This window comes from Candidatus Scalindua japonica (genome assembly GCF_002443295.1).
GTDB lineage: Bacteria > Planctomycetota > Brocadiia > Brocadiales > Scalinduaceae > Scalindua > Scalindua japonica.
This window is the reverse complement of record NZ_BAOS01000011.1, coordinates 110,339-124,807: the sequence shown is the minus strand read 5'-3', so window position 1 is coordinate 124,807 and position 14,469 is coordinate 110,339. Positions and strand designations below refer to the sequence as shown.

General features: G+C 37.6%; 19 protein-coding genes and 3 pseudogenes. 13 read left to right on the top strand and 9 right to left on the bottom strand.

Annotation, left to right across the window (positions count from 1 at the left end):
* Positions 1 to 229: 229 nt before the first annotated feature.
* A complete protein-coding gene (locus SCALIN_RS07465) occupies positions 230 to 829 on the top strand; it encodes a YhgN family NAAT transporter (protein WP_096893886.1) in 600 nt (199 codons plus the stop codon).
* 411 nt (positions 830 to 1,240) lie between these two features.
* Here SCALIN_RS07465 and SCALIN_RS07455 read toward each other — a convergent pair whose 3' ends face one another.
* Positions 1,241 to 2,311 carry an IS91 family transposase gene (locus SCALIN_RS07455; RefSeq protein WP_261341005.1) on the bottom strand — a complete coding sequence of 357 codons (1,071 nt, stop codon included), beginning with the start codon at positions 2,309 to 2,311 and terminating at the stop codon, positions 1,241 to 1,243.
* A complete protein-coding gene (locus SCALIN_RS07450) occupies positions 2,238 to 2,471 on the bottom strand; it encodes a transposase zinc-binding domain-containing protein (RefSeq protein WP_096893884.1) in 234 nt (77 codons plus the stop codon). Before SCALIN_RS07450 ends, SCALIN_RS07455 begins: the two co-directional genes overlap by 74 nt.
* 146 nt (positions 2,472 to 2,617) lie before the next feature.
* Here SCALIN_RS07450 and SCALIN_RS07445 point away from each other — a divergent pair, with 146 nt between their 5' ends.
* The 5 genes from SCALIN_RS07445 (at position 2,618) to SCALIN_RS22045 (ending at position 4,481) form a co-directional block, all read left to right on the top strand.
* Positions 2,618 to 3,043: a hypothetical protein gene (locus tag SCALIN_RS07445; RefSeq protein ID WP_096893883.1), complete on the top strand. Its 426-nt coding sequence runs from the start codon at positions 2,618 to 2,620 to the stop codon at positions 3,041 to 3,043.
* A gap of 3 nt (positions 3,044 to 3,046) precedes the next feature.
* A complete protein-coding gene (locus SCALIN_RS07440) occupies positions 3,047 to 3,544 on the top strand; it encodes a hypothetical protein (RefSeq protein ID WP_096893882.1) in 498 nt (165 codons plus the stop codon).
* 199 nt (positions 3,545 to 3,743) lie between these two features.
* Positions 3,744 to 4,040 (top strand): BrnT family toxin, encoded by a 297-nt coding sequence (locus SCALIN_RS07435; protein ID WP_096893881.1) that lies wholly within the window; start codon positions 3,744 to 3,746, stop codon positions 4,038 to 4,040.
* A complete protein-coding gene (locus tag SCALIN_RS07430) occupies positions 4,037 to 4,237 on the top strand; it encodes a BrnA antitoxin family protein (RefSeq protein WP_096893880.1) in 201 nt (66 codons plus the stop codon). Before SCALIN_RS07435 ends, SCALIN_RS07430 begins: the two co-directional genes overlap by 4 nt.
* Before the next feature lie 82 nt (positions 4,238 to 4,319).
* A complete protein-coding gene (locus tag SCALIN_RS22045) occupies positions 4,320 to 4,481 on the top strand; it encodes a hypothetical protein (protein ID WP_162532133.1) in 162 nt (53 codons plus the stop codon).
* Between the two features lie 110 nt (positions 4,482 to 4,591).
* Here the strand turns inward: SCALIN_RS22045 and SCALIN_RS07425 are convergent, their stop codons facing one another.
* The 3 genes and pseudogenes from SCALIN_RS07425 to SCALIN_RS22635 all read right to left on the bottom strand — a co-directional run bounded on the left by SCALIN_RS07425 (position 4,592) and on the right by SCALIN_RS22635 (position 6,613).
* Positions 4,592 to 5,710: an IS91 family transposase gene (locus tag SCALIN_RS07425; protein WP_096893879.1), complete on the bottom strand. Its 1,119-nt coding sequence runs from the start codon at positions 5,708 to 5,710 to the stop codon at positions 4,592 to 4,594.
* A pseudogene (locus SCALIN_RS07415) lies at positions 5,707 to 6,410 on the bottom strand (tyrosine-type recombinase/integrase). Before SCALIN_RS07415 ends, SCALIN_RS07425 begins: the two are co-directional and overlap by 4 nt.
* On the bottom strand, positions 6,392 to 6,613 hold the full coding sequence (locus SCALIN_RS22635; protein WP_203415393.1) for a phage integrase N-terminal SAM-like domain-containing protein: 222 nt from the start codon (positions 6,611 to 6,613) through the stop codon (positions 6,392 to 6,394). Before SCALIN_RS22635 ends, SCALIN_RS07415 begins: the two are co-directional and overlap by 19 nt.
* A 226-nt stretch (positions 6,614 to 6,839) precedes the next feature.
* Between SCALIN_RS22635 and SCALIN_RS07410 the strand changes: the two genes are divergently transcribed.
* The 4 genes from SCALIN_RS07410 to SCALIN_RS21620 all read left to right on the top strand — a co-directional run bounded on the left by SCALIN_RS07410 (position 6,840) and on the right by SCALIN_RS21620 (position 8,548).
* Positions 6,840 to 7,118, top strand: coding sequence for a BrnT family toxin (locus SCALIN_RS07410; protein ID WP_096893878.1), 279 nt, complete (start codon positions 6,840 to 6,842; stop codon positions 7,116 to 7,118).
* Between the two features lie 2 nt (positions 7,119 to 7,120).
* Positions 7,121 to 7,402, top strand: a complete 282-nt coding sequence (locus tag SCALIN_RS07405) for an antitoxin (protein WP_096893877.1) — start codon at positions 7,121 to 7,123, stop codon at positions 7,400 to 7,402.
* A gap of 559 nt (positions 7,403 to 7,961) precedes the next feature.
* Entirely contained in the window at positions 7,962 to 8,303 is a 342-nt protein-coding gene (locus tag SCALIN_RS07400; RefSeq protein WP_133111749.1) for a hypothetical protein, read from the top strand.
* Positions 8,304 to 8,353: 50 nt separating this feature from the next.
* Positions 8,354 to 8,548, top strand: coding sequence for a hypothetical protein (locus SCALIN_RS21620; RefSeq protein WP_133111747.1), 195 nt, complete (start codon positions 8,354 to 8,356; stop codon positions 8,546 to 8,548).
* Positions 8,549 to 8,961: 413 nt separating this feature from the next.
* Here the strand turns inward: SCALIN_RS21620 and SCALIN_RS07390 are convergent, their stop codons facing one another.
* Both SCALIN_RS07390 and SCALIN_RS07385 read right to left on the bottom strand, forming a co-directional pair.
* Positions 8,962 to 9,471, bottom strand: a complete 510-nt coding sequence (locus SCALIN_RS07390; RefSeq protein WP_096893874.1) for a winged helix-turn-helix transcriptional regulator — start codon at positions 9,469 to 9,471, stop codon at positions 8,962 to 8,964.
* 333 nt (positions 9,472 to 9,804) lie between these two features.
* Entirely contained in the window at positions 9,805 to 10,839 is a 1,035-nt protein-coding gene (locus SCALIN_RS07385) for an IS630 family transposase (protein WP_096893873.1), read from the bottom strand.
* An 83-nt stretch (positions 10,840 to 10,922) separates the two neighbouring features.
* Between SCALIN_RS07385 and SCALIN_RS07380 the strand changes: the two genes are divergently transcribed.
* Entirely contained in the window at positions 10,923 to 11,783 is an 861-nt protein-coding gene (locus tag SCALIN_RS07380) for an ISL3 family transposase (RefSeq protein WP_096893872.1), read from the top strand.
* A gap of 248 nt (positions 11,784 to 12,031) precedes the next feature.
* On the opposite strand, the pseudogene SCALIN_RS24255 reads toward SCALIN_RS07380, so the two are convergent.
* Positions 12,032 to 12,343: pseudogene (locus tag SCALIN_RS24255) on the bottom strand (transposase); the annotation flags it as partial.
* A 163-nt stretch (positions 12,344 to 12,506) separates the two neighbouring features.
* Complete coding sequence (locus SCALIN_RS24250; protein ID WP_230406574.1) at positions 12,507 to 12,791, bottom strand: transposase; 285 nt, start codon at positions 12,789 to 12,791, stop codon at positions 12,507 to 12,509.
* Positions 12,792 to 12,915: 124 nt separating this feature from the next.
* On the opposite strand from SCALIN_RS24250, the pseudogene SCALIN_RS07370 reads away from it, so the two are divergent.
* Both SCALIN_RS07370 and SCALIN_RS07365 read left to right on the top strand, forming a co-directional pair.
* Positions 12,916 to 13,149 (top strand): annotated as a pseudogene (locus SCALIN_RS07370) (transposase); the annotation flags it as partial.
* 215 nt (positions 13,150 to 13,364) lie between these two features.
* On the top strand, positions 13,365 to 14,288 hold the full coding sequence (locus SCALIN_RS07365) for a DUF3034 family protein (RefSeq protein WP_096893870.1): 924 nt from the start codon (positions 13,365 to 13,367) through the stop codon (positions 14,286 to 14,288).
* Positions 14,289 to 14,469: the final 181 nt, after the last annotated feature.

Below are 14,469 nucleotides of genomic sequence, written 5' to 3'. Positions count from 1 at the left end.
TAGCTATGCGTTATAAAACTTCCAGAAATGCCTTTTAAGCTGATAGAGTAAAACTTGAGATTTTCCAAAAAATATGTTTTTAAAGTTTTTATAGAGTATGTATTCTTCTCTGATAGAAGCAAGCATATTATTTTAGGTTTATATTTTGGAAATTCAAATGTCATCTTGAATAAGAGTATTTAATATTGCAATTTGAACCGAATTATAAAATATTAAAACAGGTAATAGAATGATAGAAATAAGAAGTACTGTTCTTTCGTCGGCAATGGTTTTGTTTCTTGTTATGGATCCATTAGGAAACTTACCACTTTTTTTAACTTTATTGAAAGATTACAGCAAAAAACGTCGTATGGTAATAATAATCAGGGAAGTGTTTATTGCTTTGGCTATCTTAACATTCTTTCTGTTTTTTGGTCAAGTTTTTTTAGATTTTTTACATTTACAACAAGAATCGGTTAGCATTGCCGGCGGTATTGTTTTATTCATTATTGCTATCCGTATGATTTTTCCGCCAGAGAATGGTGTTATGGGAGCTAAATCGCAAGGGGAACCGTTTATTGTCCCGTTGGCAATTCCACTTATCGCGGGACCATCGACACTTGCCACATTAATTTTGATGGTACGAAGCGATCCCACACGAATGATGGAATGGTCGTTGGCTTTGCTAATTGCTTGGACAGCAAATGCAGTTATACTATTATTCGCGCCAATTTTGTATAAAATATTAAGGCAAAGAGGACTCATGGCTATGGAGCGTTTGATGGGGATGATACTGATTATGATTTCTGTTCAAATGCTGCTTAACGGGATTAAAAACTTGCTGCAATAAACCAGTGCTAAAAACACATCAAAGTTTTTCAACTTATCGTGTCACTGGTTTTTAGGTTGTTCATGTATTACATTGTAAAAGTAATTAAACGTATAGGAAATTCAATAATTGTTAACGAGAGTCTAAATTTCCTCATTTTGAAAGAGAATGATACGTGCAAGGATAGTTTCATTATCAGGCATTGAGACTTTTGGTTTAGTTTGGTGGAAAAGAATAGTTGCTCCATTATCATTAGTAAATTCAACAGGAATCATAAGGCCTTTGCAACACATCATACATACTTCTTGGAAAGGAGACACGGATTCATCATATTTGTGAAAAGATTGTTTCCTTTTGGTCTTAATAATCTCTTTTCGTGAAATAATGTATTCGTAAGAACAATGAGTGCAGCGACAAATATTACCTTTTCGGTTAAAGCAGTGGGAAATATCCATGGGCAATCTCCTTATGTTTAGAGATGATATTAAATTTGGCAAATGTACAATGAGAGAACAGCATTTGAGTTTTACAGCAAGGGCAGGAAGTTGGGTCAAAAAAGAAAGTATTTTTGATCATGTCTTTCCATCGGATAGCGGCTTTTGAAATGATGCTGCGAGTCATATTAAGCAATTTGCAAGCGATAGGTAGAAGCGTTGATGATGTCCTGTTGTAGAGGAAACCATAGTAACGAATATTTCTGAAATGTTTATCTGGGACATGAGATATTAGCCTGGCAATAAAGTCGTGTACGGGTAGTTTCAGGTGTTGAGTCGTGTTGGTGTAATGATCTAGAAATTGATAAGTGACGAGTTTTTCATCATAGTTTTTTATTCTTGTTTCACCGATAGGAGGCCGTTTGAGGTATTTACCGAGATATTCAACATTTTGTTTCATGTTGGATGATGGCTTTTGAAGATGTACAACCCATGTTTTGTTGTAAGAGATTTGGAGCCATGAGTAAAAAGACTGTATTGATTTGATATGTTTTAGATTGTTTGGTAATTGCAGGTTGTCTTGCTTGAATTCATTAAGTAAGAGAGAAATAATTGCATGTTTCCATTTTGCTTTGAGAACAGCATGGTGAAAAAAAGCAGATTTAACCCATGATTTATGATTATTAGAAATCCTAAGTCCGCCCACAGTAGTGGAGAGATGAATGTGCGGGTTTCGTTTTAAATTTCTTCCGAAAGTATGGATGGCAATAAAGATGCCTGGAAGGAAATTTTTTTCGGCTGAAAGTGTTTTTATAATATCAGCGGCAATGGCAGGTATCTTATTGATAAGGTATCGGTTATACCAGAAAAATGGCCAGAGGCGTTCATCTATAGTGAAAGTAATGTGTTGCCATTTAGTTCTGGGAAGAGTATCAAATTGTGTTTTAATCCAGACGTCTGTGGCTTTTTTACCACAAGAAGAACAAAATTTTGATTTACCCGCCCGTGCCGGTACGGACGAGGCAGGAGTGAGGGATTTTCTTTTTGTAGAAACACTTAGGACATACAATAAGATGATATCCTAAAAAGCGTGTTCTGCATACGAGAAGTTTTAGGACATTGGTTATAATACTTACCCTGATTAAGCGATGGTTTTTAAGGAAAAATTTCCACCAATTACCATTGTGTAAGAAAATGTCTCTTATCTTTATGCCACTAACATATTCCATAAGCTAGAAGTATAGAATAAATAAAATTAATTTAGTAGCATGAAATTTTTGTCGTGAAGCGACTTAACTTGTTTTTTTTCATTATTTTATACGCCATACGGCGCACCTCACCTCAGCGTTATGTGTTACTGTGAGGAGATAAAGAAATGTCATATAAAACACGTCCTTATATCAGCAATACCTTTGGCATTGTAGGCAACCCATTCATATATTACGAAATTACGCAAGACAGGAAATTATATACGCACCGAAGAGTTCTTGATCTGTTCAACTGGGCAGCGAAAGATACCTTGAGCCTTTATGGAGCCTCTGCCAATCTAAAAAATAAAAAATTTATTAAAGGGTTGGTTAGTCTTGGGGATGTCGAAGTTAGCGTACCGGGAAAAACCAGAATTTTCCAAAACATTAGAGGTGTAAAGAGCTTCATGTTAGCAGTAGAAGGGGAACATCCTGATGTTCAGCCTCCACCTCCACCGGAACCCCTATGGTATGAAGGGCTTGTAGAAAAGGATCTAGAAGACTATGTAATCTGTATCCCACAGATGGATTCCGTTTTGGAGAAGATATTGTGACAAATGGCACCATCGACTAAAGACCCTGGTAACAATACTATAAAACATGATGGTGGCTGGGTTAAAAAGGGTGATATAATTGCAACTAAACCTTATATTCTTTCTCCTGGGGATGGTCAAATTACCATGACGGGCGACTATGAGTCTCAGTGCATCTGGAAAAGTGGCGTTGATTGGCCCCAAAATCCCCTTTATGGGAGCGATGATGAAAGAAAGCGTACAACCAAAGTAAAGATCAGGCCTGTTAAAGGAGCACAAATATCTGTAAATCTCGTTTCAGAGGCCTATCAAAATACAATTAGCTTAATAGAAGAATCATTGCCACCAAAACGTGGGACACCTCTTATGGGCTATAAAAACCAAACGCCTTCGGATCAATGGGATAGGTACATGAAAACCGTATCCGAAGCTCTACAGATTTTAAAAAATACAGAGCACAAGATATTACCTGAAAATACTTCTGATCCATACGGTACTCCTGAAGCTAAGCATCACCAGTAATATTTTAGTGAGTTGTATTATCACTTAATTTACAATTACTAAACAATGGGAGCACATTAAAATGCTATCTGATAGTCAAATCTATTTATGCAGTTTTATTTGTAGTTATTATTCCAAATAGGTAAATATATTCAATTTAGTTCTTCAGTTACAATAAACTACATTGTAATTATATTGTATTTCTGATACAGTTTATTTCATGAGTAAATTAGATTTTGAATGGAACCCTAAAAAAAATATATCTAACATCAAAAAGCACAAGGTATCATTTGAAGAAGCAAAAACTGTATTTTTAGATGAGAATGCAGCTATTGCTTATAATCCTGACCATTCAATAAATGAAGAGCGATTTATTATTATTGGCTTCAGTTCATTTGGCCGTCTTATTTTAGTTTGCTTTTGTGAAAAAAATAACGGCAATACAATTAGAATTATATCAGCAAGGAAATTAACGAAGAAAGAGTTAAAAGATTTTAATAGGAGGTGGGTAAGATGAAAAAAGAATATGATTTGTCGAAATTAAAATTAAAAAAGAATCCTTATGCTAAAAGACTTAAAAAGCAAATCACTATTAGATTAGACGCAGAAATCATTGATTATTTTAAAGGCATTGGAGAGGAAAATGATATTTCATATCAATCATTAATTAACTTGTATCTTAGAGATTGTGTAAAAGCGCAAAGAAACCTTTAACAAGATGGGTCAAAGAGGGAGGAGCATAAGAGTATTAGGCATTTATATACAATTCTTCACATAACGAATAAGGTTAGATTGTGTGAGGGACGAACCACAATCTGAACCGTTTGTTGGACAAGCCCGTTGTTTGGGTGCTAAACATTGTATAAGAAAATATCTTATGAAGATTGCTTCTCTTTTTTACCGCAGAAGCTATGAAGCCAAAGAAGTGGATTTTTCAATTGCTGTCGTCATGCTTTAGGAGCTACAGAACATGGTTTTTCGGCCATTTTACCTCAAATTTGGGCAAACGGGGGCCATCTCGACCCGATAATGCCGTTTTTGCAAATCTTAGATGCATAGCGGATTCGATTACATAACCAGAACAGCCTCCTCTTTTGTTAACTTGTAGGGGAAAGACCTGGATTTGTGTGATGGAGGTATCATCGTTTTTATGATCTTCATTATTCCTCCACAGCATTTGCACGTAAGCTTTGGACGCTCTCTGAACCAGGCTGACGACTTATTCGGGTTGATACCGGTAAGGTACTGAAGCAATGCAATCAAGCGTTTGCTATTAGGGTGGAGGAAACCAAAGTTCCGTGTTCGCCTGAAACCTTTGGGTAGAACATGCTGGAGAATCAACCTGAGAAACTGCGGGCCGGGAAGTGTTCTTGTGAGCATTTTTTTGCTCTTACTATCCTGGTAACGAAAGGTCACCTGACCATCTTTGCACGTAATAATATCTTTCTCTTGAATGACCCCTTTGTAGAGATAACGACCAAGATAGACCAGTGCCTTTTCACCGTTGCCGACAAATTTGCAATCGACGACCCATGTTTTGGGATAATTAACTGGAAGCGTAAGAGCCGCTTTGTTCACGGCATCGAGCATTTTTGCTCGAAACACTTTAGCCAGCGCTTTGTGATTGAAAAGGTACCGCGTCTTTCCTTCGCTTTTTTTGAAGCTCCAAAGCTTTTTCTTCTGATTGATGGCCCCGGCTGGCATTACCAGATGGATATGCGGGTGGTAATCGAGAGAGCGAGAGTGGGTGTGCAAAACAGTGATGGCTCCAGCGTTTCCTTGTAATACGCTGTCATTTTGGACAAAGGTTTTTACGGTTTCCCAACAACACTGTATCATTATCGAGTAAAGCAAGCGTTGATGCTGCCATGCTAATGATCGAAGCTCTTTGGGTATAGTAAAGGTGAGCATAAAATAGTCAGCAGGCACTTCTTTTTTCAAAAGACGCTCCAACCATTGATGACACTCATGACTATGACAATGAGGACAATACAGGTTAAGGCAGGAGTGCGGTACAAAAACCTGTTTTTCACAGTCATTACATTGGACCAGCATGACGCGGCTTTGCGTAGTGCGACAATCCTTCATGGCTGCCAGGGCTTTGAATTGACTTGGCAGGATCGAACCATGATAAAGAGTGATAAAGTCAGCAATGAAGGTCTCAATTATAGAGGAGAGAGATATCATATAACATTCCCCCATTCTATGGAAAAACCATTCATCAAATCATTAATTAATTGCAAGGCATTACGATTTGTATGAGAGGTCAGGTGGGTATATTTGGCAGTGGTTAAAATACTGTGGTGGCCGAGGATTTTTTGTACTTCAAGCAGATCAACACCCGCCTCAATCAGATGGGTTGCGTAGCTGTGTCGCAGACTGTGTGGTGTAATTTTTTTTTAATTCCACACTCCCGGGCTACCTTACGCAGAGTGGCCTGAACGCCATTTCTATTCAGAGGTGTTTTTGCCAGGTGGGCTGATTTCAAGCCACCATGACGGCCTGGAAATAGAAAGACAGGATTGCGATGAACAAGCCAAAAACGGCGTAAGAGATTCAGGGTTACCTTTGGCAGGGGTACGAAACGGTCTTTATTGCCTTTGCTATCGCGGATATGCACCCGCATTCGCTGAGAATCGACATCGCTAACCTCAAGACGTAGTCCTTCACCCAGGCGGAGACCAAGACTGTAAAGAACAAAGTAGAAGGCCCGGTAACTGAGTTTTCTCGTCACCTGGAAAAGTTGGTGGGCTTCATTAATGGTGACAATATCGGGCAAACGTTGCGTTTTGGGTGGTTTAATAAGATTAACTTGCTCCCAACGCTTATGAAGCACATGAGTGTAGAAAAACTTTAGTCCGTAGAGGTCTAATTTACTGCGCTCCATGAATGGGTATTGAGGAGATTGGAAAAATAGTCAAGTAGTTGCTGTTCAGATAGATCGTGTATCTGATTGTCAAAATAATCACCGATCCGTCGGATGGCACGTGAATAAGCCTCGATTGTTTTTGGCCGGAGTCCTTTCAAGCGTAGGTGCTTTAGTTGCGTTTGGTAATATTTGTTGAAATCGGATTGAGATAATGTTTTCATAGACCTGTAACCTCCTATTTGTTAATAGATTCACCCTCCCGTTGAGGGTGTGAGGTTACATTATATAATAAATTTCCGATTTTGTTCTCCGCGATAGCGGCTTCGTCCAACCATAGTATTGAGCTGACCGGATAAGCCCTTGCGGTTCGCAAGCCATCAGCCGGTAGCTCATACTAGACGTTATATTTTAGTTGACAAAAGGCACACACTGTCATATATATAGACAATGAAGGTTTATTCGTGGAATACTGAAAAAAATGAAAAGTTGAAGGCAGAAAGGGGCATCACTTTTGAAAAAGTCATGCTTTATATTGAGAATGGATGGTTATTAGACATAATAAATCATCCAAATCACAAAGAGTATTTGGAACAAAAAATATTTATAGTGAATATTGATGATTACGCATATTTAGTTCCATTTGTTGAAAGTGAAAATGAAATATTTTTAAAAACCGTTATCCCAAGTCGAAAAATGACAAAAAAATATATTCATAGGGAGGTATGAAAATGAAAAACTTAAAATTAGACAAAGAGGAAAAAGCCCTATTAGAATCTGTCGAAAAAGGTGAGTGGGTATCAATAAAAAATAAAAATAGAGAAATATCAAAATATATAGAAATGGCAAAATCCTCTTTCAAAAAAGATAGACGTATTAATCTACGCATGTCTAGTAAGGATGTAATAGCATTACAAACAAAAGCATTAGAAGAAGGAATACCATATCAAACGTTAATGTCGAGCGTATTACATAAGTTTGTAACAGGCCGTTTAATCGAAAAAAAAATATAACGAGCGCATGAAGCTAACCACCAATAACTATGCGATTTAATATTTATTGAGGCTGCCGCTCCAAACCTTTCTTGCAAGCATATATACAGGTGGTGGTTGCTTATGCGGAGCGTTATTTGCGAGCCGATGTTGCATAATTGATTGTATGTTGTATGACAGGGAGTAGGTAAGCACCAAGTTAACACCCTTCGATAGCGCTGAGATAAATTCTCCCCTTTGTGCTGAGATAAATCTCCCTCCTCACCCCGCAAGAGTCGCAACAATAGATTATAGAGAGCATATCAGAATGATTTCAGTTTAAAGTGACCACAAGGTTGTGCAAGTCAATAATTTACTAATAAATCATTCTTTGTTACGATACGCTTATGCAAATTGAATTTAAGCGTATAACCGAAACTATCTTTTACTCCTTAATCCATCTAAAGAGTTTCTACGCCTACGAACATAACTGGTACCGCAAAGAAGTGGTACGACCAGCCATCTCAAAGTATTACCGGACCCTCCGTGATATTTTACGATCGACCAATCCAACACACCGAGTCCTCACACGCTGTGTTGAGTGCAGGATTTTTTTCTAACTCATCCCGGAAATCGTGGAAGGATCGACATACGCTGCCCATTGGGCTGCAGAACTCATCATAAAAAAGCAGGTGCCCGTAAGCGATGTGCCGAGTATTACCAAACCGAGGATGGAAAAAAATCAAAAAAGGCGCATAACCGGCGAAGGTATGAACTGAAAGAGATACCACCCGAACATCCCGAACAATCCAATTCTGATGTTGAGGCAAATAAAGATAAAGATTTTGTGGGACACATGGATTTTATGATGAGTCTAACCGAGGGGAGAAGTGTTGGTCTTTACCGAATACAGCAGATTTATCAAACTTTTTTTCAGAATTAGAGGCAGCAGGGCCTCGTATTCTGGCAGGTGTGGTGTAAACTACCGGGACCATGAATAAAAAAGCTTTAAAAGAGGTTGAGATTGCTCAAATAGACAGAAGATACGAAGAGTTCCGATTAGAAAACAAGATTGACGAGCGAATTATTTTGAATTCTGTGCTTGAGTGTGGGATTCGTGATGCTTTGCTATGTGTCATAGACTCAAAAGAGTTAATATCGTTTTTTCTAATATTGAATCGCTTTTAAATAGCCATTTTTTGTCAATTTTTTGTCATCGTTTAGTGCCGGTCCAGTTAAATGCATAATTATATCTTTGTTTGACAGATTAGGTAGAGGCGAGGAAATCAGATCACTTTTTTTAATTTTTGGAAAGAAAATATCTGAAGGAATGTTGTACAATACACCAGCAAAATCATATTTTCCGTTTATTAATTCAGATAAAAACAGGCATGCAGTGCTATCTCTCAACATGTGAAACGAATCTTCTATTTTTGGTGACTGATTGCGGAATTTGCGCGTTAATACATCAACAGGTGCTGATTGTGCTCACCAATAGTATTTTCCTGCTTTGCTATTATTTATGATTGCATTCTTCATAATCCCTCCCGTTATCGTTTGTATTAAACAATTATGAACACATAATAACATACTGAGGAGGCCTATTTATTATTCATTCTGTATTCACCAAGTACTTTTAAAAGCATATCCATAGATGATGATTTTAATACGCTTTTTGATGACAGAACAAAGGAGTGTTTTATTTCTACGTAATCACTGAATTCATCTAAAATATCTTTGAAATATGTGTCGTACTCTTCAATATCCCTGAATGCATATATTATTATATGTGTTACGTCAGTTTCCCGTATTGCATAAGACCTTATCGCATTTACCGGCCTTACCACCTTGTCTAATTCGTTATTTTTAAATATTTTGAAGACACTGGGCAATATTTTAATCAAAGCAATTGAAAGTATGTTTATGTCTAATTTATTATAATTCAATCTCAGTTCATGGTTCTTAATAACACCTTTTTCGTAGAGTTGTTTTCTTATTTTACCAACTGCCTGCGAAGTTATCTTAAGCTTCTTCGAAACATCACTATTTATCGCTAGCGGGTTTTCTACCAGCAGCTTGAGTACACGTATTTCGTTTTTAGTTAGTTTCATAGTGAGTTAATAATTGCGATATATGCATATAAGATTTTATCTAGAACATTATCTACCAGAATATGTTTATTTTCGCAACTATCTTTTAATGGTTCAATTAGGTGTAGGCAATAGTGTCCCTGCCTGAATGTAGTTGGTATTGTTGAGACTGGTGGCATTAAAGGATAATTTGTATATTTTTGACAGAATAATGTATTATTGAAATTTGGTTCATCTCCGAATTAGTTGGAGAAAAGAGTAATCTATTATGGATTAATCTATTGAAAAAGTGAACATCCGGTATTCTTATAAATAAATATATACCCATATTAACCCGGCAATTAAATAGATTGACTATGCAGCATACGCAATTTTTGGATGTTTAAAGTATTTCCTTACTCTGCCCGGAGACTTTTGAAGTTTTCTCAGATGAGATATTGCCTTATTCTTGAGTTGCTCTTTTGTTCTTGCAGGCGTTTTGGAATGTACACCTGCTTTTAAATCACAATTTAAATACTCATCTGGATTTAACTCCGGGGAGTAAGAGGGTAAAAAGAAAACCTCTATTTGCTCTTTATGCTTTTGTCGCCAATTCCTTACAATGTGACTATGATGAACCTTTAAATTATCAAGAACCAGAAATATCTTTCTTGTTGAATCTTTGATAAGGCGTTTCATAAATTTTATAAGAGTACTAGAATTCATTTTATCCTTATATACCATAAATCTTACCTTGCCTTGATTCGTAACTGTAGAAATCAAATTCACCCGTTTGCACCTGGGGTGAAGGCGAATCGCGGGTGTTTGCCCTCGTGGTGCATAGCTTCTGCCGTGATAACTGTCATTACAAAGTCCCGTTTCATCTCCCCAGTGGATTTCTGCTTTTTCTTTTTTAGCTTTTTGTGCAATTGCAGGATACTCTTTATCCAGCCATTCATTAACGGCTTTAGAATTCTGCTTGTAAGCTCTGCGTAATGGCTTTTGAGGCGTAAAACCCCATCGTTTTAAATATTCACCTACAGTTCGTACCGGCATATCAAAGCAACAGAGTTGTTTGATTAACTGCTGAACTGCTTTACGAGTCCACAATGCAAAAGAAAATTTAAGCTGATCAGGACACTTCTCATAAATAATTTTCTGGATTTCTCTTTCTCGCTCCGGGGTCAATGTTCGGCAGTTACCCACTCGTCTACCCCTTCTCTTAATTTGAATAGCTTTAGCACCTTTACGCTGATAAGCTTTACACCATCTGGCAATAGTATTTAGATGAATACCGGTAATCTCTGATATTTCTCTGTAGGTTTTTCCAGACTTTCTGAGTCGAATTGATTGGTTACGTATTTGTTGCTGGGTTTCTGTTGAAAGTTTTCGTGCATCGATATTTTCCATGCAGCAATTATAACATATCCAGAGAAAATTTCAATGTATTTAATTGCCGGGTTAATATATGATTTATTTATAGGAGATCAGCAATGTCCACGTTGAATATTTTACCATATTTTCCTTTTGACCGAGTACGAATTATTAAGCAATCGGTTTCATCTGATGCAGATATGTCACAACTTACGGCAATACCGGATCATCGATTTAGTCCTAAATGCCATGTGTGTGGCAGTAAAGCACAACGTATTCATAGCTACCAGAAGCGGTCTATCCGTGATCTGAATATGGGTTCGACACGTGTATGGATAAACTGTTCTTGTCGTAAGGTTATGTGTGCACCATGTGACCGAATAACTGTTGAAGATCTGGAGTTTTTTGAACCATACATTCGTGTCACTCGTCGTTTAGCATTGTTTATTTATCAGTTGTGTAAAGTTTTAACGGTAAAAGATGTTGCAACACATTTTGGAATTAACTGGAAAACCGTTAAAACTATCGATAAGTATTTTCTTGAGCAACAATACGGAGAAACAGGCTATAATGGTCTTCGTGTACTGGCAGTTGACGAAATAGCTATTTCTAAGGGACATCACTACATGACAGTTGTTTTGGACTATGTCAGTGGCCGGGTGGTCTGGGTTGGAAAAGGTCGAACCAAAGAAACCTTGATAGACTTCTTTAACGGTATGACCAATAAACAAAGACAAACCATAGAAGCGATAGCGATGGATATGCGGGATCCATATATTCATACGGTAAAAAGCCAGGTACCTCATGTGAAGATAGTCTTCGACCTTTTCCATGTAGTTTCAAGTTTTGGCAAAGTTATTGATAAAGTGCGCAATGCCGAATTCCGTAAAGCCACAAAACAGGATAAAGATATATTTGTAGGCTCGAAATACATTCTTTTAAAGAACAAACGAAACATTCGCAAGAAAGATCATCGATAGCATTTAAAACAACTTTTATCACTCAACGAGACAATAAATACGGTTTTAATTCTTAAAGGATAAGTGAGGTGGCCTGGTTTGTCAAGACCATTTTATGCTATTTTTTAGATGCATTGCCTAATGAACAACACAACACAAAAAGTGTAACGGAAGGAGCCCTTAGGGCGACTGGAGTTACACTTTTTTGCAAATTCACAAACCCCTCCCCATTGTCTATTTTTCTTTTCTAGAAATAATTTTTTATGGCATTATTTCCCTTTATATCCTCCATAATGCACTTCAATCGGAGTCCTGTACCCTGGCGATTGATGATATCTACGGTTGTTATAAAACAAAAAATAACGACTTAAACCCTCGCGGGCATCTTGATATACCTGGTAGTTTTTTATATACACCTCCTCATACTTCACACTCCTCCAAAGCCTCTCGGTAAAAATATTGTCAAACACTCGACCTCGTCCATCCATACTGATCTCAATCCCACTACTTATGAGAATACCAGTAAACTCATTACTCGTAAACTGTGATCCCTGATCACTATTAAACACCTTAGGACAACCTCTCTCTGTCTATTTCAAAGCCTTCACGCCTTAATCCTTCCTGGATCTTTCGGCTTCCATAAAAGGCTCATAATAGTAATTTGATCTATGAAGATCCAAAAGTTCGCACTGCCTGCGAATACTTAACTTACCATTCCTCGATTCTATTAGCCGTCTTTTCTCCTCAATCTTCAAACAATGCAGCTTTTTTTTTAAGCCATTCGTTTTCTACCTTCAGTTGACCGATCTGTCTATACAACTCATCAACCAACCTCTCATTTTCTTTGTTGTCCTTCTCCCGTTTTCCCTTGAAGGTTTCTTTCACTCCGCCTAATGCTCCTTTACGCCAATCCGTTATTTGTGTCCTATGTACTTCGTATTTAGATGACAACTCCGCTATGGTCTTTTCTTCCTTAATTGCTTCCAATGCAACCTTCGCCTTAAATTCCGCATTAAAACCCTTTCTCATTTTTGAACCTCCTTTTTGATATTTTAACATCAAAAATGCATCTTAGCTAGTGGTCCGAAAATACCAGTCCATTATAAAGCTTAAGCACCTTTGGTTCTACCGATCGTGAACGTGGGTTAAAAAGGCACTGGATGAGTGGTGCCTTTTAGCGAACACACTTAATCATCCTTGTGTAAGAAAATTTACGAACATGTTAAAACGTTATAGCTATGGAATTTTGAATCACTGTGACTGCCAGATCCATACTAGTAAACTTGAAGGGGTTAATAATAAAATCAAAGTCATTAAAAGAAAAGCATATGGATTCCTGGACGAACGGTACTTTTCATTAAAAATTATACAAGTTTTCTCCAACTAATTGGGATATCAACATGAAATATTTATACTTATATACTGTTAAATTATAAAATATACTTGACTATATAATTTCATATTGATATTATTTCTCCTTTTATAGTTTATTGCATTAGGCGCGAATGATAATCATTCTGACTGAAACGGGTAACCTATCAGTTATAAGGTGGTGTCGCAATTGTCCTTATATTATATTTCCAATAAAGAAACGCAGCAAAAATGAAGAAAATATTTATAATCAGTTGTCTGGGTTGCATTATGCTCTTTATGACAGCTCTAACTATGTTTGCAGAAGAAAAAGTGAAGGCGCCGCCACTCCCACTGCAAAATGTTGAAGGGTTTGGAGGAATCCTCCTGACCGGCTCTGCCTATCTGATAAATCCACCAGAAGAAGGCAAGGTTTTCGGGCTGCCAAGTTTGGGTATTACATACGCAAACGTTGGTGATGGGAGACACATGGAGGCCTTCACCGTGAATGAGACTTTGTGGGGCCGTTTTGAATTGGGATACGCCTTGAACCATTTTGGTTTAGGTAAATTGCCCGAGGACATTGAGACGGCAACTGGTGTTAATACTATCGAAGACTCAGTATATCTGCACAATTTTAACGCCAGGCTCCAACTCCTGCAGGAAGGCGAATTCAAGAAATCCTGGATGCCGGCCCTGACATTAGGCATACACTATAAGAAAAACGAAGACACCTCAGTCATAGACAAACGTTTGGGGGGAGTGTTTAGTGATATAGGTATCGAGGATAACGACGGTGTTGATGTAACTCTTTATGCGTCTAAGATGATTACATCCCTGTCGCGCCCTCTAATGCTAAACGCGGGTATCCGTTCTACGGAAGCTGCCCAGATTGGCCTGTTTGGTTTTACTGATGAACGGAGAACCGTCTTTGAAGGTAACTTTGGCGTCCTGGTATTAGACAATCTTGTAATCGGCGGTGAGTACCGTCAGAAACCTGATGAATTCGACGCTATATCGGGACTCGTAGAAGAAGAGGACGATTGGTGGGACGGTTTTATAACTTACATAGCCAGTGACAATTTAACCATGTCCGTAGCTTTCGCTAACTTCGGTGACGTCTTTAATCATGAGGCGAACAACGTTTGGGGAATAAAATTCAAATGGGAATTCTAATACGGATTTTTAATAATATTTCTATTTGTATCAGGCTATACATTTATTGATCCGCTTGAGGCAAAACATAATGTCCCTAAATGCAGTAGTTAGTGTTGAGGCTTGCGATAGTACGTGTTCATTGTATGTTTTTTTCATAAAGCAACCTATTGTCGGAACTATTTATACCATTATATTGTTA